At 48.0% G+C, this 22,681-nt stretch carries 30 protein-coding genes and 2 tRNA genes; 5 read left to right on the forward strand and 27 right to left on the reverse strand.

The genetic code is table 11. From position 1 onward, the window contains the following. Positions 1-27: 27 nt before the first annotated feature. Together A2621_04205 and A2621_04210 are read left to right on the forward strand one after the other, a co-directional pair. Positions 28-1,272, forward strand: coding sequence for a tRNA (N(6)-L-threonylcarbamoyladenosine(37)-C(2))-methylthiotransferase MtaB (locus A2621_04205; protein OFW90049.1), 1,245 nt, complete (start codon positions 28-30; stop codon positions 1,270-1,272). Next, positions 1,269-2,210, forward strand: coding sequence for a signal recognition particle-docking protein FtsY (locus A2621_04210; GenBank protein ID OFW90050.1), 942 nt, complete (start codon positions 1,269-1,271; stop codon positions 2,208-2,210). Before A2621_04205 ends, A2621_04210 begins: the two co-directional genes overlap by 4 nt. Here A2621_04210 and A2621_04215 read toward each other — a convergent pair. From A2621_04215 to A2621_04225, 3 genes are all read right to left on the reverse strand, one after another. Continuing rightward, positions 2,184-2,768: a hypothetical protein gene (locus tag A2621_04215; GenBank protein ID OFW90051.1), complete on the reverse strand. Its 585-nt coding sequence runs from the start codon at positions 2,766-2,768 to the stop codon at positions 2,184-2,186. The genes A2621_04210 and A2621_04215 overlap by 27 nt on opposite strands. 30 nt (positions 2,769-2,798) lie before the next feature. Next, complete coding sequence (locus A2621_04220) at positions 2,799-3,398, reverse strand: hypothetical protein (protein OFW90052.1); 600 nt, start codon at positions 3,396-3,398, stop codon at positions 2,799-2,801. Between the two features lie 61 nt (positions 3,399-3,459). Further along, on the reverse strand, positions 3,460-4,107 hold the full coding sequence (locus A2621_04225; GenBank protein ID OFW90053.1) for a hypothetical protein: 648 nt from the start codon (positions 4,105-4,107) through the stop codon (positions 3,460-3,462). Positions 4,108-4,322: 215 nt separating this feature from the next. On the opposite strand from A2621_04225, the gene A2621_04230 reads away from it, so the two are divergent. Further along, complete coding sequence (locus A2621_04230) at positions 4,323-5,261, forward strand: peptide chain release factor 2 (GenBank protein ID OFW90054.1); 939 nt, start codon at positions 4,323-4,325, stop codon at positions 5,259-5,261. 44 nt (positions 5,262-5,305) lie between these two features. Here the strand turns inward: A2621_04230 and A2621_04235 are convergent, their stop codons facing one another. Beyond that, positions 5,306-7,144 (reverse strand): excinuclease ABC subunit C, encoded by a 1,839-nt coding sequence (locus A2621_04235; GenBank protein OFW90055.1) that lies wholly within the window; start codon positions 7,142-7,144, stop codon positions 5,306-5,308. 255 nt (positions 7,145-7,399) lie between these two features. On the opposite strand from A2621_04235, the gene A2621_04240 reads away from it, so the two are divergent. After that, the gene (locus tag A2621_04240) at positions 7,400-8,515 is read left to right on the forward strand and encodes a hypothetical protein (protein ID OFW90056.1); all 1,116 of its coding nucleotides are present in this window, start codon (positions 7,400-7,402) and stop codon (positions 8,513-8,515) included. Between the two features lie 151 nt (positions 8,516-8,666). On the opposite strand, the gene A2621_04245 is transcribed toward A2621_04240, so the two are convergent. The 4 genes from A2621_04245 to A2621_04260 form a co-directional block, all read right to left on the reverse strand. Further along, entirely contained in the window at positions 8,667-8,882 is a 216-nt protein-coding gene (locus A2621_04245; protein OFW90057.1) for a hypothetical protein, read from the reverse strand. Between the two features lie 87 nt (positions 8,883-8,969). Next, positions 8,970-9,998 (reverse strand): hypothetical protein, encoded by a 1,029-nt coding sequence (locus A2621_04250; GenBank protein ID OFW90058.1) that lies wholly within the window; start codon positions 9,996-9,998, stop codon positions 8,970-8,972. After that, positions 9,985-10,479: a hypothetical protein gene (locus A2621_04255; protein OFW90147.1), complete on the reverse strand. Its 495-nt coding sequence runs from the start codon at positions 10,477-10,479 to the stop codon at positions 9,985-9,987. Before A2621_04255 ends, A2621_04250 begins: the two co-directional genes overlap by 14 nt. Then, positions 10,479-11,027: a CDP-diacylglycerol--glycerol-3-phosphate 3-phosphatidyltransferase gene (locus A2621_04260; protein OFW90148.1), complete on the reverse strand. Its 549-nt coding sequence runs from the start codon at positions 11,025-11,027 to the stop codon at positions 10,479-10,481. The genes A2621_04255 and A2621_04260 overlap by 1 nt, the downstream gene beginning before the upstream one ends. A 164-nt stretch (positions 11,028-11,191) precedes the next feature. Between A2621_04260 and A2621_04265 the strand changes: the two genes are divergently transcribed. Next, positions 11,192-12,346: a tRNA 2-thiouridine(34) synthase MnmA gene (locus A2621_04265; GenBank protein OFW90059.1), complete on the forward strand. Its 1,155-nt coding sequence runs from the start codon at positions 11,192-11,194 to the stop codon at positions 12,344-12,346. Positions 12,347-12,390: 44 nt separating this feature from the next. Here the strand turns inward: A2621_04265 and A2621_04270 are convergent. The 19 genes from A2621_04270 to A2621_04360 all read right to left on the reverse strand — a co-directional run bounded on the left by A2621_04270 (position 12,391) and on the right by A2621_04360 (position 22,676). Continuing rightward, positions 12,391-12,467, reverse strand: a tRNA-Asp gene (locus A2621_04270). A 15-nt stretch (positions 12,468-12,482) separates the two neighbouring features. Beyond that, positions 12,483-12,557 (reverse strand) — tRNA-Val (locus A2621_04275). Positions 12,558-12,618: 61 nt separating this feature from the next. Then, complete coding sequence (locus A2621_04280; protein ID OFW90060.1) at positions 12,619-12,894, reverse strand: DNA-binding protein HU; 276 nt, start codon at positions 12,892-12,894, stop codon at positions 12,619-12,621. A 227-nt stretch (positions 12,895-13,121) separates the two neighbouring features. After that, positions 13,122-13,826 carry a hypothetical protein gene (locus A2621_04285; protein OFW90061.1) on the reverse strand — a complete coding sequence of 235 codons (705 nt, stop codon included), beginning with the start codon at positions 13,824-13,826 and terminating at the stop codon, positions 13,122-13,124. Then, positions 13,819-14,469 carry an arginine ABC transporter permease gene (locus A2621_04290; GenBank protein OFW90062.1) on the reverse strand — a complete coding sequence of 217 codons (651 nt, stop codon included), beginning with the start codon at positions 14,467-14,469 and terminating at the stop codon, positions 13,819-13,821. Before A2621_04290 ends, A2621_04285 begins: the two co-directional genes overlap by 8 nt. A 6-nt stretch (positions 14,470-14,475) precedes the next feature. Next, entirely contained in the window at positions 14,476-15,225 is a 750-nt protein-coding gene (locus A2621_04295) for a hypothetical protein (protein OFW90063.1), read from the reverse strand. Positions 15,226-15,318: 93 nt separating this feature from the next. Then, the gene (locus A2621_04300; protein OFW90064.1) at positions 15,319-15,840 is read right to left on the reverse strand and encodes a 50S ribosomal protein L17; all 522 of its coding nucleotides are present in this window, start codon (positions 15,838-15,840) and stop codon (positions 15,319-15,321) included. A gap of 19 nt (positions 15,841-15,859) precedes the next feature. After that, entirely contained in the window at positions 15,860-16,879 is a 1,020-nt protein-coding gene (locus A2621_04305; GenBank protein ID OFW90065.1) for a DNA-directed RNA polymerase subunit alpha, read from the reverse strand. A 40-nt stretch (positions 16,880-16,919) separates the two neighbouring features. Further along, complete coding sequence (locus A2621_04310; protein OFW90066.1) at positions 16,920-17,312, reverse strand: 30S ribosomal protein S11; 393 nt, start codon at positions 17,310-17,312, stop codon at positions 16,920-16,922. 14 nt (positions 17,313-17,326) lie between these two features. Further along, the gene (locus A2621_04315) at positions 17,327-17,701 is read right to left on the reverse strand and encodes a 30S ribosomal protein S13 (protein ID OFW90067.1); all 375 of its coding nucleotides are present in this window, start codon (positions 17,699-17,701) and stop codon (positions 17,327-17,329) included. An 82-nt stretch (positions 17,702-17,783) separates the two neighbouring features. Next, positions 17,784-18,449 (reverse strand): hypothetical protein, encoded by a 666-nt coding sequence (locus A2621_04320; GenBank protein OFW90068.1) that lies wholly within the window; start codon positions 18,447-18,449, stop codon positions 17,784-17,786. Continuing rightward, positions 18,449-19,771, reverse strand: a complete 1,323-nt coding sequence (locus A2621_04325) for a preprotein translocase subunit SecY (GenBank protein ID OFW90069.1) — start codon at positions 19,769-19,771, stop codon at positions 18,449-18,451. The genes A2621_04320 and A2621_04325 overlap by 1 nt, the downstream gene beginning before the upstream one ends. Before the next feature lie 30 nt (positions 19,772-19,801). After that, positions 19,802-20,275 (reverse strand): 50S ribosomal protein L15, encoded by a 474-nt coding sequence (locus A2621_04330; GenBank protein OFW90070.1) that lies wholly within the window; start codon positions 20,273-20,275, stop codon positions 19,802-19,804. Between the two features lie 5 nt (positions 20,276-20,280). Then, positions 20,281-20,472: a 50S ribosomal protein L30 gene (locus tag A2621_04335; GenBank protein OFW90071.1), complete on the reverse strand. Its 192-nt coding sequence runs from the start codon at positions 20,470-20,472 to the stop codon at positions 20,281-20,283. Then, positions 20,465-21,022 carry a 30S ribosomal protein S5 gene (locus A2621_04340; GenBank protein OFW90072.1) on the reverse strand — a complete coding sequence of 186 codons (558 nt, stop codon included), beginning with the start codon at positions 21,020-21,022 and terminating at the stop codon, positions 20,465-20,467. The genes A2621_04335 and A2621_04340 overlap by 8 nt, the downstream gene beginning before the upstream one ends. Before the next feature lie 13 nt (positions 21,023-21,035). Further along, on the reverse strand, positions 21,036-21,401 hold the full coding sequence (locus tag A2621_04345; GenBank protein OFW90073.1) for a 50S ribosomal protein L18: 366 nt from the start codon (positions 21,399-21,401) through the stop codon (positions 21,036-21,038). Position 21,402: 1 nt separating this feature from the next. Beyond that, on the reverse strand, positions 21,403-21,936 hold the full coding sequence (locus tag A2621_04350) for a 50S ribosomal protein L6 (protein OFW90074.1): 534 nt from the start codon (positions 21,934-21,936) through the stop codon (positions 21,403-21,405). A gap of 17 nt (positions 21,937-21,953) precedes the next feature. Further along, positions 21,954-22,352, reverse strand: coding sequence for a 30S ribosomal protein S8 (locus A2621_04355; protein OFW90075.1), 399 nt, complete (start codon positions 22,350-22,352; stop codon positions 21,954-21,956). An 18-nt stretch (positions 22,353-22,370) separates the two neighbouring features. After that, entirely contained in the window at positions 22,371-22,676 is a 306-nt protein-coding gene (locus A2621_04360) for a 30S ribosomal protein S14 (protein OFW90076.1), read from the reverse strand. Positions 22,677-22,681 lie beyond the last annotated feature (5 nt).

A 22,681-nucleotide genomic window follows, 5' to 3' on the forward strand; every position in this document is an offset into this window, starting at 1 on the left:
TATCTTGAGTCATAGACGTATACATTCATGAGTAAAAACAAGGTTATCACCTTTGGGTGTCGTTTAAACATCTACGAATCACAAGTGATGATGAACCTGGCAGAAGAAGCCGGTTTGGAAAATACTACCATTGTGAACACCTGTGCAGTCACAGCCGAGGCCGAGCGCCAAGCGGTGCAAAAAATTCGGCGCCTTCATCGGGAAAACCCAGATCAAAAAATTATCGTGACCGGGTGCGCAGCCCAAATCAACCCGCAGAAATTCTCTGTCCTCCAAGGGGTGACTAAAGTTCTCGGGAACCAGGAAAAAATGAAGCGCAGCAGCTTTCTAGACTCTCCCGAAAAAGTTTTGGTGAATGACATTATGTCGGTCACTGAAACCGCGACCCACATGATCAGTGGGTTTGATTCTAAAACCCGCGCCTTCATCGAGATCCAAAATGGGTGCAACCATCGGTGTACCTTTTGCGCCATTCCCTTTGGGCGTGGCAATAGCCGCAGCGTGCCGCTCGGCATGATTGTGGATCAAGTTCAACTTCTGGTCGAACACGGCATCCACGAAGTTATCCTCACAGGGGTGGATATCACCTCCTACGGGGAAGATCTGCCACTTGAGATAACGCTCTCTAAAATGATTCGTCGCTTGCTAATGAATGTGCCCGGGCTCAAGCGCCTCCGCCTTTCCTCCATCGATCCGGTGGAGTTTGATGACGACCTCTTTCAACTTTTTGCCACCGAGCCTCGCCTGTTGCCCCACCTCCACATCAGCCTCCAAGCGGGGGATGATCTGATTTTAAAACGCATGAAACGTCGCCATCTTCGGCAAGACGTGATTGATTTTTGCGCCAAAATGCGTGAGCTGCGGCCTGATGTAGTGTTTGGCTGCGATATCATTGCTGGATTCCCCACCGAAACGGAAACCATGTTCCAGAACTCCCTCGCCCTCATTACGGAGTGCGACATTACCTATCTCCACGTCTTTCCCTATTCCCCTCGTCCCGACACACCCGCCGCTCGCATGCCTCAAGTGGACCGCGCCGTGATCAAAGAACGCGCCAAACGCCTGCGCGATCTGGGTGACATGCAGCTGCACAAAACCTTTGAGCGGTTTGTAGGGAAAACCGTAGAGATTGTGGTGGAAAAAGACCACACCGGGCGCACGCCACACTTTTGTCCGGTTCAGCCAGATCAACAGCTTGACGCCGGTACCTTGACCACCGTCCGCCTCACCGGTCATACTAAGACTCATTTACGAGGAGAAGTGATTCTATGAGTTGGTTTTCAAAACTAACCTCAAGACTGAAGAAAACATCCGAGACGCTCACCTCTAGCGTCACCAAAATTTTTACTCATAAAAAAATTGATGCCGCCACGCTCGAAGATTTGGAAGAGACGCTGATTCAGGCCGACCTCGGGGTTTCTGTTGCCACCAAAATTACGACCCGTCTCAGCAAAGAAAAAGTGGAGAAAGAAACCTCTGTCACAGAAATCCAAGAACTGATGGCCGATGAGATTGCCCAGATTCTGATCCCCTTTGAAAAAAAACTACCCCTCCTCTCTTCCAAAAAACCGTTTGTGATTCTCATGGCGGGTGTGAATGGCAGTGGAAAAACCACCACCTGTGCCAAGCTCGCCTATCAACTTCAAACCCAAGGGCTCTCTGTAGCCATCGCAGCTTGCGACACTTTTCGGGCGGCCGCCATTGAACAATTGGAAGTGTGGGGCCATCGCCTCTCTATTCCCATCATTCGGCGAAATTTGGGCGCTGACCCCTCAGCCCTTGCCTTTGACGCCTATAAAGAGGCCGAGAAAAAAGGATATGATGTGTTATTAATCGACACCGCTGGCCGGTTACACACGAATCAAACCCTCATGGCTGAGTTGGAAAAGATACAACGAGTGCTCAAAAAAATTGACGCCCACTTGCCCCATGAATCTTTTTTGGTGTTGGATGCCACCATCGGGCAAAATGCCTTCATTCAAATAGAATCCTTTGGGAAGTCTGTTCCCTTGACGGGATTGGTCATCACAAAACTAGACGGCACCGCCCGGGGAGGCGTGGTGGTGGGGATCACGGAAAAATATCATCTGCCTCTTTATTATGTGGGCGTGGGTGAGTCAAAAGACGATCTCCAACCCTTCCACGCTGTTTCTTTTGCGCGCGCCATCGTGGGATTAGCCTCATCACGTCATGGTGCTGAGACGGTTTAATAAATCCTTCACCGAATTGTTCAAAGAGTGGATCTGATCAGGTGGTAGTCTATCCATATGCTGAGAAATATAATTGAGAATAGCCGACGCATATGACGCCTGTACGCGCACAACAGCACTGATGACATAAGGAGACATGTAGACCTCCCAGACACTCGCACTATTATTTTGGTTAATAAACATTATTTGCATATAGGGATTCGTTGAAATACTCCCTTTAATGGCAGCGATCGTCTGCACAGATGACATGGCAGCTGTGCCCAACAACATATTCACCACCCCATCGATGGTGGAGGAAACTCTTTTGGCATGCTCCGGATTTATAAGCTGCTGAGGATTTGCACCCTGTAAAGCGCTCATTTTTGCGATTAACGTGGAAATATTGGTTCTGAGCTCATTCGCCTCTGGCGAGTTGATGATAATCAGTGACGACACATTCCTTATGTCTTCATAGAGACCCGACAGACTTTCGCCTCCGTCAGCGCCTGATCCCCCCATTCCAAAAACGGTTGAAATACTCGTGGCTGTTAGAAAAATTGCTCTTATAAAAAAAGACATAAATATTCCCTGTGCTCCGTGGGACAGGCGTCAAGAAGGAATTGAGTTGAGGCGATTTAACAAAGCTTTAACGGAATTGTTCAAAGAATCGATCTCGCCTGGCTTTAATCTATTCATATGTTGAGAAATATAATTCAGGATAGCGGACGCATATGATGCCTGGATACGAATAAACGCCGTCAGGATTTGCGGATACATATAGGCTGTCCACACACTCACACCGTTATTCTGGTTCATAAAGATGGCCTGCAGATACGGGTTATTTGAAAGAGCCCCTTGAATACCTTCCACCGTCTGCACAGACGAGAGCGCCGCTGTTCCGAGTAACATATTCACCACCCCATCGATGGAGGCAGAAACTTGCTGCGCGTTCGTCGCACTCACAAGCTGGCCTGGGGTTGATCCCCCCAAAGCACTCAATTTACCCACCAACATGGAAATATTAGTTCGAAGCTCATTCGCCGCCGGCGAATTGGCATCCACTAAACCTGACACATTTGCCACATCTTGATACAAACCTGAAAGACTTCCGCCTGCGCCCGTGGCACCCCCAGCGCCTGATCCCCCCATTCCAAAAACAGTTGAAATACTTGCGACTGCTAGAAAAATTGCTCTCATAAAAAAGGACATGAATACTCCCCGCGCTTCGTTCGTTATCTTATCAAAGATCACAGAACACTCAAACAAAAAACTAATGCAAAGTGCGTGTAATCAGCTTAAAGGCAAAATACACCATATAAACCCCCATGACTCTGTTGACCCAACACCCTGATTTTTCTAAAGCTTTCTTGATAACGGACTGTGAGAAGACCAAAGATTGCAAGGAATACCACGTCAAAGAACTCAGAACCAACAATCCGCCATACATAAACTGGATGGAAAGAGGTGTCTCAGGCGCGACAGTCGCCGCCACGATACTGATAAAGACGAGAGAGGCAGACGGGCACAAAATATCGATGGTAAACCCCATGCGAAAGGCTTTCTTCGGCGTCATCTTTTTTAAGTGCGTAATATATTCATTGTCTTCTCCATTTGCACTCACCAATCTCTTAGGGCTCAGCAACATTTTCACCCCCAAGTACGCGAGATACGCGCCGCCCGCATATTTAAGGGTGTTAAAGAGAAAGGGTGATTTGGAAATGAACGCCCCAAACCCCAAAAAACTATACGTTTTATGAATCATGGTGCTACACACAATGCCAAGCCCAGTATAAAAGCCGATACGCCGAGAATAATAGCTGCTGTTATGCACCATCAAGGCCGTCTCTGGCCCTGGACTGGTGAGATTCATCAGGTTTAGAAGAAAGAGATTAAAGAACTGGGTGATATAAAAATCCATTTTTGTGGTCACACCTATTGATGTTTTTGGGAAGTCGCCTTATAAAATAGCTATGCGTACAGAAATAACTCAAATGGTCGAAGAAATCAAACACTCTCTCTCCCTCTTGCGGAGGTTTCTTTGACTGGGATGCGGCACAGGCCCGCCTTAAAGAATTAGACACCCTCACCGAAGCGGTAGATTTCTGGGACGACCCTCAAAAAGCCCAACCCATTATGCAAGAGCGGACAGGTCTTACCCAAAGAATTCAAACCCTCCACGACTTTGAGAAAAGATTGGAAGACGGCCTCGTGTTCATCGAACTGGGCGAGGCAGAAGAAGATGAGGCCACCATTCTAGAAGGCGAAAACGCCTTAGAAGCCTTAAGAAGAGAACTGAAATTGGCACAATTGGAAAGCCTACTCTCTGGCGAAGCTGATGCTTGTGGTGCGTTTCTTGAAATTCATGCGGGAGCTGGTGGCACCGAGGCCCAAGACTGGGCCGAAATGTTGATGCGCATGTACCTCAGATGGTGTGAAGGCCGACGATACAAAGTCTCCGTGCTACAAGAAACACCGGGAGAGGAAGCCGGCATCAAATCCATCACCTTTCAAATCACGGGCCCCAAAGCCTATGGATGGCTCAAAACAGAAAGCGGCGTCCATCGTTTGGTGCGCATTTCGCCCTTTGACGCCAATGGCAAACGCCACACCAGTTTTGCCTCTGTGTGGGTGTATCCTGTAATCGATGAATCCATTGAAATTGAGATTTTGGAAAAAGACCTGCGCATCGACACCTATCGAGCGTCCGGCGCTGGGGGGCAGCACGTGAACAAAACAGACAGTGCCATCCGCATCACCCACCTTCCCACGGGCATTGTGGTGCAATGTCAGAACGATCGCTCTCAGCACCGCAACCGCGCCCAAGCGTACGAGATGCTGCGCTCACGCCTCTATGAATTCGAGTTGCAAAAAAAGCAAGAAATTGCCCAAGCCCAGGCTGACTCTAAAACAGAGATCGGCTGGGGCCACCAAATCCGCTCGTACGTTCTGCAGCCGTACCAAATGGTAAAAGACTTGCGGACGGGCGTGGAAAAAGGCAACGCCATGGGCGTTCTGGATGGCAAGATCGACGATTTCCTCGAAGCAGCGCTCAGTCAACGATTGGGGTCGTAGGGGTAAAATTGTCAGCTGCGCAACGACGGTTTAGGAAAGATCCCCTAATGAAAAAAGTCGTAGATAGTTTGGGCAATAGCCTGGCTAATCCCCGTCACTTTTTTCAAATCCGCCACACCAGCTCCTGAAATCGCTTTCACCGATCCGAAATGTTGCAGCAGATCTTTTTTCCGCTGCGCGCCAATGCCTTTGATGTCATCCAACTGCGAGCCTGTCACCGCCTTTTGTTTCTTCTGGCGATGGGCCCCAATGGCAAACCGATGGGCTTCATCCCGGAGTCGTTGCAAGTAATATAAAACAGGATCCGTAGGCTCTAAGGAAAAGGGCGCCTGATTGGGCAGAAAAAATTTTTCCCGTCCCGCGTTCCTGTCTGGCCCCTTGGCAATGGCGGCGATAGGGATGTGCATCACGCCTAACTCTTGCATCACCTGAAGACCGGCGGATAGTTGCCCCTGCCCCCCATCCAGTAAAACAAGATCGGGAAACTGGGCAGGTTCTGCCTTCTGAAAGCGACGATTCAGTACCTCGCGCATCATGGCATAGTCGTCCCCGCCGTGTTCGTGGGCCGTCACATTCTTAATACCAAAGGTGCGGTACGCTTTTTTATCGAACCCCTCTGGCGTCGCCACAATCATCACCCCATAGGCCTCTCGTCCTTGGTTGTGGCTGTTATCATAAACCTCGATGCGTTTCGGGAGGGTAGGCAAGGCAAAGAGACGCGCCACCTCTTGCCAAATCTTTTTGCTAGAGGCCGTCTCGACCAGTTTGGAGGCCAGCACCTCTTTGGCATTTTTCTCCGCTTGCTGAATCAGTTGGAATCGCTTGCCCTGTTGCGGCACCTCCAACGTCACGGCGTACCCTGCTTGTTCTGACAACATTTTTTCCAGAGTTTCTTGTTCGGGCAAAGCTTTGTTCAGCAACACTTGTTTGGGCACAGCCGCCCCCGCGTAAAACCAAGACACAAAGGCCTCCAAAATCTCTTCATCCGTATCCGCCGGGTCATATTTGGGAAAGTAAGACCGGCTGCCATAATTCGACCCATGCCGGAAAAAGAAAATTTGCACCGCCGCTTTGCCATGCAAGCGCACCAAGGCAATCACATCCAGATTCTCGGCCCCCTTCAGATACACCCCTTGCTCTTCTTGTGTTTTTGTCAGGGCCTGAATTTGGTCTCTCAAGTGCGCTGCCCGCTCATAAAACCGGGCCGCGCTTGCCTCTTCCATTTGCTGCGCGAGACGCTTCTGCAACGTATGCGTCTTGCCCAATAAAAACTGACGCGCATTTTCCACCTGCTGCTCATAGTCAACGGCCGAAACTTTCGCCACACAGGGCGCCGTGCACCGCTTGATGTAATATTGCAAGCAGGGGCGAGTCCGATTTTTATACACGCTGGAGGTACAGGTGCGAAGCTTGAACACCCGCGACAAAATCTCCAAAGTCTTGCGCGCTGCTTGGGTGGAGGCAAAGGGTCCAAAATAATCACCTGCCTCTGTTTTCGCACCCCGATGCAGGGTCAAGGCGGGCGGTAACTCTCCCCGTGTCAGCAAGATATAGGGGAACGATTTATCATCCCGAAAAAGAACATTATATCGAGGTGTGAGGCTTTTGATGAGATTCGCCTCTAACAGCAACGCCTCCCCTTCCGTATGGGTGGTGACGAACTCCATGGTGCGCGTCAGAGAAATCATGCGCTGAATCCGAATAGTCTGCTTTTCCGGGCGCGTATAACTCACCACCCGTTTCTTCAGATTCTTGGCCTTGCCCACGTAAAGAACGGCGCATTGATCATCCAACATGCGATACACACCCGGCGCCGAGCTGAGTGTTTTTACATAGCTCTGGATAATCTCCACACCCTTTTCAAGAGACGATTTGTTCTTCATATCTCGCGGAGTATATCACTCCACTCCCGTCACTGCGAGGAAATCCAAGAGGATTGACGACGCAGTCCCCACCTGTCTTCCTCGGTAAAAAAGCTGGATTGCTTTGTCGCCCCTGACGGACCTCCTCGAGAATGACGTATTGTGGCGAGCAGAATGAGGAGTGTTCGTTCTCGTAGAGAGGACCCGCTGAAATTTTTCTTCCATTTGATTATTTTATAAGCTAGAGTCCACAACTGCGTAAAGGAGGCCAAAACGATGAAATACCTCAGTTCTTTTTTTCTATTATTTTTAAGCCATAATGTGCTTTCGGCTCCATTTTCCACCTCGGAGGATCTTTCTAAATTTGATGGAAAACCCGTTGTTGTCCTCTGGCGCGGTACCCACTTCTCCCCTACCCATTTCGAGGATGACCAAGCTCAGCGGGATTATATGGCAGCTCACGGTCTTCAAATTCCCATTTATTGTGCAGCAGCCCATAAAAAAAATAACGTCCTTTACACAGACCCTCTGACGCCAGCGCGGGAAAAGTCATTAGACGCTGTCGTTTCCCAAATCCAAGTTTTCTTTAAAAAAATGGAAGCCAGTCAACCCATTACAATTAACCGTAAGGGTTTCTCTAATCGCCGCCATGCCTTTCAACAAATTTATTCTAACAGTACTGACTTTATTTCTGGGCTGAATCAACCGATTTTGCCACAAACTTATAGTAAGTACAAAGCGATGGTGGAGGGCCTCCCAAAAGGCAATCCTCTTTTATCTTTTACTACAGATGTGAGTCATGCTGGAAACTACGGATATGGCTTGAAAGACTATGGGCACATTGATACTCTAGACAGTCTGTACGATGCAGAAGGACATCGTCAACATACGCACCTAGGATATTTGCAAGGAATTTTTTTAACCGATACCATCGCAAAAAAAACGATGCCCTATGATGTGGTTGCCCACCATAAGGAGAAAAACATAAAAATTTCCACTCATTTTTCAAACAATATTTTGTCAGAGAAGGAGGTTTCCTTTGTGGGAAAAATGCTGGGTCAAGCCGTTGTCATAACCTTGCCCTTGGAAATTCCAGATCTATATGGTGACTATCCGGGTGAATACCGAACCCAATTTGGTCTCACAAAAAAGAAATACGATAATATTCGTGCCATCGTAACAGATAAGAATACCTCTGTAGAAATAAAACAGGCTCGCGTTACCCGTATGTTAAAAGAATTAATCTATCCTGCTAAAGAGGATGGACAGCTTATTTACAAAAATACTCTGGCCCATAGAGCCCGAACCCACCTAAGAGAAATTCTTGAAAACCGCGAGAACTTTAAAAAAGGAATTATTGGGTTAAATGGTCGCGTCTATGATGCCGAGTGATATAAGTAAAATAGTCCGAGATAGCCTCCCCAATTTGGCTATCCTTTATTCAGACAATTTTTCTTCACCGCGACTCCCAATGGCCGATGAAAGCCACAGCTTCATCATCTCCTGACCAATGGAGGATGGTCACCACAAAGAATTTCAACGGCTAATCGCCGATGGCGCGGACCTGAAAGATGGCCTCCTTCGGAAGGGTCAGCGTGGTGCCACGTTTGACTTTAACGCAGCTTTTGGCCTCCGTCTTCAGATCTTTCCGCCGAAACCAGCCTTCTCCTGAAATCACGTGCCACACTCCTGTGATGGTTTTGTGATAAACAGGTTTGGAAATACTGCCTGCCGAGAAGGTACATTTGATAGAGCTCATAACACCTGAGGAGACCCAGCGCTGAGCTGAGTGTTTTCACATACCCCAGGATAATCTCCACACCCTTTTCAAGAGACGATTTGTTCTTCATACCCAAGACAAACTCTTCAGTTTGGCCATGACTTGGTCCGGCGTAATTTCTTCCAAATTGTTGGGTAGCTCAACCACCTGATCTGTCTTGGACGCCCGCAACCCTTCCAACGGTGCGTAATGGTGAATGGGAACCTGCGCTTGCCCCAACAAAACCAACCCCTTTGTCCCCACCATGGGGGCAGCGTGGGTGACACCCGTATCATTTCCCACCACAAAGTCACACAGCCGCAGCACTTGCAAGGTCCGACGCAAATCCCCCGTCACAAACATAGCCTCCACCCCTTGTCTCTGGAGGGCTGCCTGAATTTCCATACCTTCCGCTGCCTCCGCTGGCCCCCCCAAAATAAAAAGAGTTCCTTTTTTCTCTTGAAATATTTTTTCTCCGAGCACGATGAAAGAATCTATTGGCCATTTCTTAGAGGCTTCACTAGAGCTGATGCACAAGGCCATCCAGGGATGTTTCTGCTTTCCAAATTCTTGCCGCACGCTTTTCAAAAAAGAGGGATCCACCGCGAGGGGCGCCTCTTCCTTCAAGAAGGACAGATGATGCCGCTCCATCACGCGTGTCCCGCGAAGAATGGGGTGCTGCTTTTGTTCTTCAAGGCTTAAAAATGTCTCTGGGTTGGATAAAAAAGGTTTTTGGAGGCCCATACCTGGCCCGTACACGGTGGAGATCCCTGCCAACCGACAGGCGATGGGGTAGCGTAAGCTTCGGCTGTGCAAGATCCACGCCTCTCGGAAACGATACCGCCGCAACATCTGGGCCAACCGCACGACACCCAAGGGTCCATCATGCACACCCGGTTTTAGATCAAGCCACAACACTTCTTCGATAGAGGGGTCCGCTTCCGCCAATAGTTGAGCGTGTGACCGAGGGCGGGTCAAGAGTGTCACTTTTTTTTCGGGGGTGGACTTCGCAATGGCATGGAGGTGGCGCACAAACCACATATAATCACCAATGCCTTGCAAGGGTTGAATCACCAGCGTTTTAGAATTTTTAGGGGGAATCTTATTCTGGGTCATCATTTTCATGTGGAAATTGGCCAGGAAATTGCCCAGGAAACTGATGGGTCTGCCGAAGAGCTTCGTTCAGCACCATCGCTCCGGCAATGGCCACATTCAAAGATCTGAGTCCGGGCACCAACGGGATGCGAACACGATGGTCACACTGGTGTAACACAGCATCCGGCAATCCGTCCCCTTCTTGCCCCAACAAAAGCAAGTCGTTGGGGTTAAATTGAAAGGATATATGGGTCTCTTCTCCTTTGCCATCCAAGGCAATGAGGCGCCCTTGGGGTTTGTCTTTTAAAAAATGATCCCAGGAGAAATGGCGCTTTAGATCCACCCGATCCCTATAATCCATGCCAGAGCGCCTGAGTTTAGCGTCCGTAAAGGTGAAGCCGCAGGGTTCGATGATCTCCATGCCCACTCCCATGCACGCCGCCAGCCTCAGTAAGGTACCAGTGTTTTGAGCAATTTCAGGTTGATAGAGGCACAAACGCATCATGGGTTAATGATCGATCGTCCTTTGCGCCAATACTCATACCCTGAGATAAGAGAGAGCAACGCCGCTGTCCACAACAAAACCACCCCCACTTCTTGAAACCCCCAGACATACTTCTTTGGGCCATCGGCCAAAAGGTACGAGAGGCTGATCATCTGTACGGCTGTTTTCCATTTGGCGAGCACACTCACCGGCACGTTAACGTTTTCCAAAGAAAGGTGTTCTCGCAGCCCCGAAATAAAAATCTCCCGCCCCAGAATGATCAGGGCCGGTAGCAACGCGGTACCCTCGAGTCGCCCTGTGCCGGCAAGCATGATAATGGTGGTGGCAATGAGCAACTTATCCGCGATGGGGTCCAAAAATTTCCCAAAGGTGGACACATGGTTAAACCCACGCGCTACCATCCCATCCAGATAATCGGTGAAACAGGCGGTTAGGTATAACACAACCGCCACCCCGTTCGCCCAATGCGCATCGATATAAAACATCCCAATAAAAGGGAAGAGAATCAGAATACGAAACAGAGTTAAAATATTGGCAAGAGTCATACCATCCAGTTTTATCATAAAAAAAGAATGGACCCAACTGAAATGGAAAGAGAGGAGAATAAAAAAGGCAAACAGTTCTTTTTTAAATAAATTGGTCATTGAGCTTCTTTTGTTTCCTTTATTTTCTTGAAAAACTCAAGGAATCCCTGCATATATATGACACGATGACACACTTAAATTGGATCAATCTGGGGTTCCCCCCCCCGTCAAAAGAAACCCGCGTGGTGGTGGCCATGTCGGGCGGGGTGGATAGCTCCGTCACCGCCTCTCTGCTCGCGGAAGCGGGATACGACGTGGTAGGCATCACGCTGCAGCTCTATGATCACGGCATGGCGATTGGGAAAACAAAAGCCTGTTGTGCGGGCCAAGATATTTATGATGCGAGTCAAGTCGCCACCAAAATGGGGTTCCCCCATTACGTGCTCGACTATGAATCTGTGTTCAAACAACAAGTGATGGATGATTTTGCTGATAGTTATTTGCGCGGAGAGACCCCCATCCCCTGCGTTCAGTGCAACCAACAGGTCAAGTTCAAGGATCTTCTTAAAACGGCGAAAGACTTGGGCGGGCATTGTTTGGTCACGGGTCATTACGTACAACGCCTCAAGGGAGAAGAAAAGGCAGAGCTACACCAAGCGGTGGACCCCACCAAAGACCAAAGTTATTTTCTCTTTGCCACCCGACAGGAAGAGCTGGATTATCTCCGCTTTCCCCTGGGGGGCCTCACCAAGGCTGAAACACGGCAACATGCCAAGCGATTTGGTCTATCCGTAGCCGACAAACCTGATTCCCAAGATATTTGCTTTGTCCCCAATGGAGATTATGCATCGGTGGTTCAGAAATTGCGCCCGGGCGCCGCAGACCCCGGGGAGATCGTTCATGTGAACGGGTCTGTCTTAGGACGCCATCCCGGCATTATTCATTACACCATCGGTCAGCGCAAAGGGTTGGGGATTGGGGGCAGTACGGAGCTCGATGGGAAACCGCTCTATGTGGTGCGTTTGAACGCCCACACAAAGGAAGTGATTGTGGGCAGTCGCGAAGACCTAGCCCAGACCACCTTCACCATGGAGAAAGTTAACTGGCTGGGCGAGGTGTCTGATACTCCCCTTCCCTGCACGGTAAAGATCCGGTCTTCCCAAACGCCGTTACAGGCCGAAGTGACACGTACAACCACTGGCGCCTCTGTGACCTTACTGGAACCTGAGTACGGCATCTCTCCGGGACAAGCCTGTGTGTTTTATGAGGGAACGCGGGTGGTAGGCGGTGGGTGGATTGCGATGACAAGGAAAATGAGCCCCTCGAAGACGGGGGTTTAAAACGTCGGATAGTAAAAAAACAAGATTGAAAAGAAAAAAATGGGTGGCGGGAGTGACGAGACTTGAACTCGCGACCTCCGGCGTGACAGGCCGGCGCTCTAACCAACTGAGCTACACCCCCAACCAAGTTATCATGTGGTGGGCGATGACGGGATTGAACCGCCGACCCTCTCGGTGTAAACGAGACGCTCTACCGCTGAGCTAATCGCCCCTGCACCACACACGTGTGTATAACAAATAAACAAATTTGCTTCAACACAAAAGTTGCCTTTTTACTTAGCAACCCGTTCTTTTAGTCCTTTTCCTGCTTTGAATTTAGGAAGACGCGCGGCAGCGATTTTTATTTTTTCGCCTGTACGGGGGTTGCGTCCTTCAGTTGCTTTACGGTGTACTGTTAGAAACGTCCCAAATCCGACAACACGCACAGCTTCCCCTGCTTTCAAAGCCTTTGCGATTGATTCAAATACGCCATCCACAGCTTTTGCTGCTGATGCTTTTGACAATCCTGCATTTTCTGCAACTTGCACTATAAGCTCATTTTTTTTCACTTTTGACCTCTTTCGGTTAACGTTAATGGTTGACTATATATACTAATAAAAACCCTTTTTATTCTTTAGTCAATGCTATTTCGCAGAAAGAGTAAGGATATACTTACAAAAACCCTCATTTTCTTCTTTAGATCATCTAAATAATCAAAAATACTGAAAAATTTATTTATTGAAAAAGAATGGATTTTCTAACTCTAAGATTCTTGAAGACTATCTTTGTTCTTTTTTTAATAATTTTCTAGAAACTTTTTGGCAAAGTCAGAGGAAGGGTTCGTGAAAAAATCCCCTGCCGGTTTTTGTTCCAGCAGTTCCCCATGGTCCATAAAAAACACAAAGTCAGCCACTTTGTGGGCCAACCTTAATTCGTGGGTCGCCACAATAATCAGTCGATCCGGCCGCTTTAAGCTTTGGATAAGCGCCCCCACATCATTCACCATGCCCGGGTCTAAGGCCGAGGTTGGCTCATCAAACAGCAAAAGCGGCGGATCCATCATGAGGGCCCGCGCAATGGCGATTCTCTGTTTCTGACCACCAGATAATTGGGCGGGGTACGAGTCACGCTTGCTCACCAAATTAAAACTTTCAAGGAGACTCAAGGCCTTCCCCTCCAGGACAGAAAGATCGTTGCCTTTTTTTAACAAAGACGGCGCTAACATAAGGTTCTTCCAAACCGTCAGGTGGGGAAACAATTGGAAATTTTGAAAGACCAGTCCAATCTCGTCTGACGAGATATGGGTAATAGGATGCCCATTGAAAAAAATTCTTCCCCGCCGAAAAGTTTCAACCCGTGACAGACAGCGCAACAACGTGGACTTGCCACTCCCCGAAGGGCCCAAGAGACCAACAACCTGGCCCATGGCTATTTCGAAGGAAATGTCTTTCAGAACTTCCGTTGATTTAAAGGATTTGTATAAAGAAGAGACCTTAAGCATAGAGACGCCTCTTTTCCAACAATTTGGCTATGCTGCTGACAGCCAGAACCATAAGATAATACCCAATGGCAGCGATGATGTAGGGTTCAAAGTAGAGATACTTTTCCGCCGCCACAATCTGGGTGCGCCTCAATAAATCGGCCTCTCCTATGACGGAGACAAGGGCAGATTCTTTTAATAAATCCACAATCTCATTCACCAGAGCCGGCGCAATGGTCCGCATGGCCTGGGGAAACACAATGGTGCGAAAGGTTTGAGTGTACGAGAGACCCAAAACCTTGCCGGCCTCCCACTGCCCCGGATCGATGGACTGAATGCCCGCCCTCATGATTTCTGAGGTGTAGGCCACAGAGTTCAAGGTAAACGCCAAAATCCCCGCCTCAAAGGGAGAAAAGGTATATCCTATCAACTGGGGTAAGCCATAGTAAATGAGGCCCAATTGCACCAACAGAGGTGTGCCTCTGAACACAGAGGTATAGGCCGTCATCGCCCATCTTAAGGACCGGAGAGAGCTTATCTTTGCTAGAGCCATCAAAACGGCCAGGGGCAGCGCACAGAGCAGGGAGGTAACCGTAAACTTGAGGGTCACCCCCACACCCCCTAGAATAAAGGGCAGAGAGGGAAGAATACTGTCAAACTGCATGAAAGCCTATTCTTTCAACCATTGCCTGGCCAACTTCTGCAACGTTCCCTCTTTCTTAAGCTCCGTGAGGACCTCATTGATGGGCGCGGTGAGGTTTGATCCCTTGGGCAAAGCAATGGCTTCCCCGCCGGTGGAGTTGCGGTCGATGGGAACGGTTTTCAGTTCTGGCATTTCCTCGGCAATGGCCCGCGCTTCACCGTGACCAATAATCAGACAAGAAATCCGACCAATACGAATTTCCTGAATTAATTCTGGAACTTTGTTTAAAGACTTCAGGGTTACCTTGAAAGGCCCCACCAGTTCTTGTTTGGCAAACTGCTCATGGGTGGATCCCTGTTGCACCCCAAGGACGAGCCCCCTCACATCCTCTAAAGAGGTGATGGGAGACGTTTTCAAACAAACAAGCTCGGTTTTGGCTTCATGGTATTTCTGAGTCATGTCCACCGCTTTGATCCGATCTTCCGTAGGGGTCATGGCAGAAATCGCGAGATCAATACTGTGAGATTGCAAAGCACCCAAAAGGCCATCAAAGGACATGTCTTTCAGAACGAGGGGGCGCCCTAACCGAGCGGCAACGAGACGAATGAGATCAATATCAAACCCCACCATTTTGCCCTCTTGATAGTATTCAAAGGGGCGATTATCCGCCGATACGCCCACCATCAGAGGCGTGCCTTGGGATGTCACCTCTTGTTTTCTATCGCACCCCCCCATGAGGAGGATAAGAGCCATGCAGAGACTGTATAAAATTTTCACGACGCGCCTTCTTAAAACAAAAACTGATGAGTTATATCATATTGTTTATAAAATGCATCAATTATTTTTGAGAGCCTCCCCCCAAAAATTTTTTTAGGCTTTGTCTTTCTTGGCCGTATGCTTTTTCTGAGCAGGGCCCTTTTGAGCGGTGGCTTTTTTCTGAGGTGCCGCAGCTTTTTTAGCTGGTTTTTTCGCAACAACTTCTTGATCAATCACGACGGTATCCTGCGCTTGAGCAACAGCGCCGCGGGGACGGTCCACCAACTCGATCACCGCCATAGGCGCCGAATCTCCATAACGAAACCCTGCTTTAATGACGCGCGTATATCCGCCAGCGCGGCTTTTATAACGATCTGCAAACGTGGTGAGAAGCTTTGACACAACTTCTTGGTTGTTGTTTAATCGGTTCATCAGAACACGACGGACGTGCAAACTATCAGACCCATTCTTAGCCATTGTAATAAATTTCTCCACAACGGACCGAAGATCTTTTGCCTTGGGAAGGGTTGTGGTGATTTGCTCATGCAAAAACAATGAGTTGGACATATTCATAAACAACGCGCGACGATGGCTCGAGGTTCTATTTAATTTCCTACCAGATAATTTGTGGCGCATTTCTTAATTCTCCAAAATCTTAAAAGGACGCTTCATCGATCTTTTTTGATAAATCTTCGATATTCTCAGGGGGCCAATCCGGCACATCCATGCCCAACCCTAAGCCCATGCTGACCAAAACCTGTTTAATCTCATTCAACGATTTACGACCAAAGTTCGGTGTCTTCAACATTTCAGCTTCAGACCGTTGAACCAAGTCTCCGATGTAAATAATGTTATCGTTCTTCAAGCAGTTCGCAGCACGAACAGAAAGCTCGAGTTCTGATACCTTCCGCAACAGGGCTGGTGAGAAAGGTAGCTTGCTTTCAGTTTCTGTCTTCTGTATTTCCACAGGATCTTCAAAGTTGATCAACGGACGAAGTTGATCTTGCAACACACGAGATCCGAGCGCAATGGCATCTTCTGGCTTTACCGTTCCATTTGTTTCAATTTCAATGATAAGCTTGTCATAGTCGGTCACTTGTCCCACACGCGTATGCTCCACATAGTACGCAACCTTCTTAATAGGGTTGAAAAGAGAGTCAATGGGAATCACGCCAACAGGAGTGGTCTCTTTGCGATTTTGAGCCGCCGGCAGATACCCCTTACCGTTTTCCACTGTCATTTCAATGGAAAGGCTTGCATCTTTATCCATATGGCAAATCACCAGATCAGGATTCATGATTTCAACTTCAGATCCTGTCTTAATCATGCCCGCCGTCACCACGCCTGCACCCTTGTGGACCAAGTGGATTTTTTTAGGGGTTGTTGTATGAAGCTTAAGAGCCAAAGATTTAATGTTCAAGATAATATCCGTCACATCTTCCATAACGCCTGGAATAGACGAGAACTCGTGGACCACACCTTCGATTTGAATAGAGGTCACGGCAGCGCCGCGTACAGAAGACAAAAGCACCCGACGCAAGGCATTCCCGAGGGTAAGGCCATAGCCTCTTTCCAAAGGTTCTACTACCAAACGCGCAATGTTGCCGTCTTTATCAAGGTTCTTAAGATGAATATCTTTTGGTTTAATAAGCTCTTGCCAATTTTGCTGTATCACTTTGGACTCCAATACTCTCTATGATGATTTTCGTATAAAATTAAACTCGGCGGCGTTTTCTTGGACGCGTCCCATTGTGAGGAAGGGGCGTCACATCGCGAATTGAAGACACAGAAAACCCAACACTCAAAAGAGCGCGCAAGGCGGACTCTCTGCCTGATCCTGGGCCTTTTACTTCCACGGTTAAATTCTTAACCCCGTGTTCTTTTGCTTTACGCCCAACGGCTTCCGCCGCGATCTGTGCCGCAAAGGGAGTTGATTTTTTGGATCCTTTAAATCCATTTGCCCCGGCTGTGGACCACACAATGGTGTTCCCTTGCAGGTCAGTGATGTTGATCACTGTATTGTTAAACGTTGAATTGATATGGGCCATGGCAGCGGGAACATTTTTCCGCTCGCGACGCCGAAGTTTTGTAGTACCTTGCTGTGCCATTTAAATCTTATTCCTTAAACTGCTTTTTTCTTGCCTGCGATGGGCTTGGCTTTTCCTTTACGCGTCCGCGCATTGGTATGAGTTCTCTGGCCACGTGTCGGAAGCCCCTTCCGATGACGCAATCCCCGATAGCACCCCAAATCAACAAGGCGCTTGATGTTCATAGAGACAAGCCGACGCAGGTCTCCTTCAACTTGGTAGCCCTCATCGATAATATCTCGAATTTTTGATAACTCGTCTTCCGTCAACTGATGAACGCGACGTGCACTGGTGATAGTTGCTTTCTTACAAATCTCAGCTGCTTTGGTTCTTCCAATGCCATAAATATACGTCAAAGCAATCTCAACCCTTTTTTGAGACGGGACATTCACACCAGCAATACGAGCCACTCTTAAAACTCCTTAAAATCAAAGTCCAATTAAAACAGAAAAAACAGGCTTTCTGTGGTTCTATAGATAAAACAGGCCAGAGTCAAGTCTTTCCTGACGACACCACGGCTGCCAATATTTCGTTTGACACCTCTGCCATGGGCTTTGTTACATCAATTTCCCTTAACAATCCCTTTTTTTGATAAAAAGGAAGAAGGGGCATGGTTTGATCGCGATAAATGCGCAGCCGTTCTGCAACGCGTTCAACCGCATCATCTGTGCGACGGGTAAACTCATGCGACCCACACGCATCACAGACACCCTCATGGTGAGGTTTCTTAAAATACTCATTATAAGTAGCACCACAGACCGCGCAAGTAAAGCGTCCAGAGAGTCTTTTTGTTAAAATTTCTTCCTGAATGGCAAAATAAATAACGCATTGAATCGTTTGCCCCTTTGTGGACAGAAACCGATCAAACCATTCTGCCTGGCTGACGGTCCGAGGAAACCCGTCAAATATAAACCCGGAGTCAAGAGACTGATGGGCAAGATATGCTGTCAATGTTTCCAGAACTAACGGTTCAGGCGGGAAAAGCCCTTTATCCATATTCTCTTTAATCTTCATCCCAAGTACCGTTTTTTGCTGCACTTCGTGACGCAAAATAGCACCCGTTGAGACATGGTGCAAAGAAAGGGGACCCTTTAAAAGGGCCGCCTGAGTGCCCTTTCCACAACCGGGGGGGCCAAAAAATACAATATTTTTCTGCATTACTTCTTTAGATTAAACCGAGACTTTTTCAACAGACCTTCATATTGGTAGGCGAGAAGGTGCGAGTGAAGCTGAGCCACCGTGTCCATAGTGACACCCACAACGATTAAAAGACTGGTTCCCCCTAAATAAAACGGTAACGCATATTTTGCTTTCAACAATTCTGGCAAGAGGCAAACCGTCACAAGATAGGCGGCTCCCACCACCGTGAGGCGTGTTAAGACATAGTCCAAATATTCTGCCGTGCTCGCTCCCGGTCGAATGCCCGGAATAAAGGTGCCTGATTTTTTCAGGTTTTCGGCCGTCTCTTCAGGGTTAAACATAAGCGCCGTATAAAAGAAGGCAAAGAAGGTAATGAGCAAACTAGACAAAATCATATAGACCGGTTGCCCCGGCTGAACATAATAAATGACCTTCTGCAAAAACTCGTTTTCCACGTTCAATCCCCCCAACACCGTCATGGGAAGCAAAAGCAGAGAGCTGGCAAAAATGGCCGGGATCACCCCCGCATTGTTAATCTTCAGAGGTAAGTGAGAACTTTCTCCTCCGAACACTTTTTGACCCATTTGACGCTTGGGCTGTTGAATCACCACTTTTAATTGGGCACGTTCCACAAAGATAATAAAGGCAATCACCCCCGCGAGGAGGGCTAAGATGAATAAAATAAACATCACGTGATACTCCCCTTCACGGCCCATATCAATCATGCGCAACGCTGCTTGGGGCAAGTTCGCGACGATGCCCGAGAAAATAATCAAGGAGATTCCATTTCCAATGCCACGAGACGTGATCTGTTCCCCAAGCCACACCAAAAACATGGTACTTCCCACGACGGTTAAAACGGTGGTGATTTCAAAGAACAAACCGGGATCAAGAACGGCTTGCTGACTTTCCAATGTTTTGGCCAAGGCAAACGCCTGAATAGAGGCCAACAACACGGTGCCATAGCGTGTATACTGGTTCAGCTTTTTACGGCCCGATTCTCCTTCTTTGCGAAGAGATTGCCACGGCGGATAGACAGCCCCCAAAAGCTGGACGATGATGCTGGACGTGATATAGGGCATAATGTTCAGAGCGAAAATGGTCATCCGCCACAAAGCTCCCCCTGAGAACATGTCCACCATTCCCAAAATACCTGTGGCATTCCGCTGTGCAATGGAGGCAATGACAGACATATCAACACCGGGGAGAGGAATGTACGTTCCAAGACGATAAATAATTAACGCCCCTAGCGTAAACCAGATGCGTTTTTTTAGTTCTTCTGCTTTAGAAAAAAGCCTAAAATCTAAATTGGATGCGAGTTGTTCTGCCGCCGATGCCATGGTATTCCTCAGATAATAATGGTTATTTTTTTACGCTTGAATGGTCGGAAGCTTAACCTGGCCCCCTCGTTTTTCAACAAAAACTTGGGCTGATTTTGAGGCTTGATCCACTTCGATGGTGATCTTTGCCGTGAGGTCGCCCTTAGCCAAAAGCTTTAAAGTACCCGCCACACTCCGGATCAACCCTGCGCTCACCAAATTTTCTTTAGTAATCACAGCTGCTGCATCCAGTTTCTTGGCATCAATGGCGTCTTGAATGCTTCCAAGATTCACAAGAGATCCTTCCGGACCACGAACGAACGCTCTTTTAAATCCGCGCTTTGGAACACGCAATTGGATCGGCATCTGACCCCCTTCAAACCCTTTAATGGCCACACCAGAACGGGCTTTTTGCCCCTTTTGTCCGTGACCACACGTCTTACCAAGTCCAGATCCAATCCCACGCCCTACTCGTTTCCGAGCAGACGTCGCCCCGCGATTATCTCGAATTGTGTTTAACTTCATTTTAATTATCCTTTAATGTCTTCAACTTTTACCAAGTGACTGACCCGACGAATCAACCCCCGCACAGAAGGGGTATCTTCCACTTCTTTCACGCGATGGAGTTTCCCAAGCCCCAAGCCTTTCAAACACAGAGCTTGATAATCCTTACGCCCGATGGCGCTGCCGGTCTGTTCGACTCTTAATTTACCCTTACTCATCTGACACACCATTTTCCGCCGCAGAGGATTTTGTTTCTCTGTTGCCTATAATCTCCGAAATCTTTTTCCCACGACGGGCAGCCACTTGGCGCGGAGAAGAGACGTTCTTCAAGGCCTCGAAAGTTGCCTTTACCATGTTGTGTGGGTTGTTTGATCCAACGGATTTTGCAACCACGTCGTGTATCCCGAGCACTTCAAAAATAGCCCGCATAGGTCCACCGGCCTTAATTCCAGTTCCAACTGTCGCTGTGCGAATCACCACACGACCAGCCCCAAAGTGACCGATCAAATCATGATGTACGGTCCTACCTTCTCTTAAGGGAACCTTAATCATCGTCCTGTGCGCTTGTTCATTCGCTTTACGGATAGCATCTGGCACTTCAGCTGCTTTTCCAAGCCCGTACCCAACACGTCCTTTTGTATCGCCCACAACAACCAAAGCTGAGAAGGAAAAGTTTTTTCCTCCTTTTACAACCTTCGTAACGCGGTTAATACCGACGAGCTTGTCAACAAGTCCACTTTCAATTTTTTCCGATTTCTCGCGTGCCATTTTTTGTCCTTAATTAAAAATCTAATCCACCAGAACGAGCCCCCATTGCCAAAGCCTTCACACGGCCGTGGTAAATATAGGGTCCCCGATCAAATACAACGGCCTTAATCCCCGCTTTCTGAGCGCGCTCTGCCAGAGCGATCCCAACAGCTTCTGCCGAGGCGATATTCCACCCCTTCTGAATCTGAGCTTTAAGCTTTTGATCAAGAGAGGAGGCAGACGCGAGCGTCACGCCCTTTTCATCATCGATAATCTGAGCATAAATATGCTGATTTGACCGAAACACAGAAAGACGCGGTTTTTTCGTTTTCGATAGAGACTTAATGGCCCATCGATTTCTGTATTGACGACGATTAGAAAGTTCTTTTTTAGAATTCATTTTACTTCTTCTTACCTTCTTTACGAACAATACGTTCGTTTTCATACTTGATGCCCTTGCCCTTATACGGTTCAGGACGACGGAATCCTCTGATTTCTGCAGCTATTTGTCCTACACGTTGACGGCTTGCTCCAGAAACAGTGATAGAAGTTGGCTTTTCACACTTAATCGTAATCCCCTGGGGGATGGCATACACAACTTCGTGGCTATATCCCAGCTGCATCACAAGATTTGATCCTTGCACAGCGGCACGATATCCCACACCGCTGATTTCTAGGTTGACAGAGAATCCTTTGGTCACCCCTTCCACCAAGTTTGCGATCAAATTGCGCACAGTGCCCCACATGGATCGAGCGACTTTTGACTCATCCCGAGGGTGAACCAAAATTTTGGAATCTGCATAAGTTACCTCCACAGAACTGTGAAGCGCCACAGATAGCTCACCCCGAGAGCCTCTTGCTTTCAGAAGTCCTGGGGTTAGATCAACCGTAACGCCAGCAGGAATAATAATTGGATTTTTACCGATACGAGACATAATAACCTAACTTTTCTTTAAAATACTCGACACAAAATTTCTCCGCCCACATTTAGCTTGCGCGCGGCGGCATCCGATAAAATGCCTTTCGAGGTGGATAATACATACATTCCAAGACCATTGGAAGGCTTAGAAAGACTTTCAATGGAAGAATATGTTCTGCGACCCGGGGTTGACACCCGATCAATCTTTTGGATGACCGGCATCCCTTCGAAATACTTCAGCTCGACTTCTATCTCAGAGATCCCTTCTCGCACAGGATGTACCTGATATGCGCGAATATACCCTTCCTCTTTCAACACTTCAAGGATGTTGAGGTTGATTTTAGAATAAAGACAGCGCACAGCACTTTTCTTTGCTTTGTGAGCGTTTCTAATGCGGGATAGCAAATCTGCAATAGGGTCTGTCATTGTCATTTTTTATAATCCTTTATCTTACCAACTCGACTTTGTCATTCCGGGAATGGCACCCGCAGATGCCAGGTCCCTTAACGCAATACGAGATAAACCTAAATGTCTATAATAACCACGCGCTCTACCCGAAACAGCGCACCGATTCCGAATCCGTACACGTGAACCACTCCGCGGCAGTTCAGCCAATTTCAAAACAGCTTGAAAGCGATCATCCACCGACACATTCTTGTCTTGAACAACCTTCTTCAGTTCAGCTCTTTTTTTACGAAAAGAAGCACAAACTTTCTTTCTTTTTTCGTTCGATTCAATGGAACCTTTTTTTGCCATCAATG

The sequence above is a fragment of the Alphaproteobacteria bacterium RIFCSPHIGHO2_01_FULL_41_14 genome, from assembly GCA_001767855.1.
Taxonomy (GTDB): Bacteria; Pseudomonadota; Alphaproteobacteria; order UBA7879; family UBA5542; genus 2-01-FULL-41-14.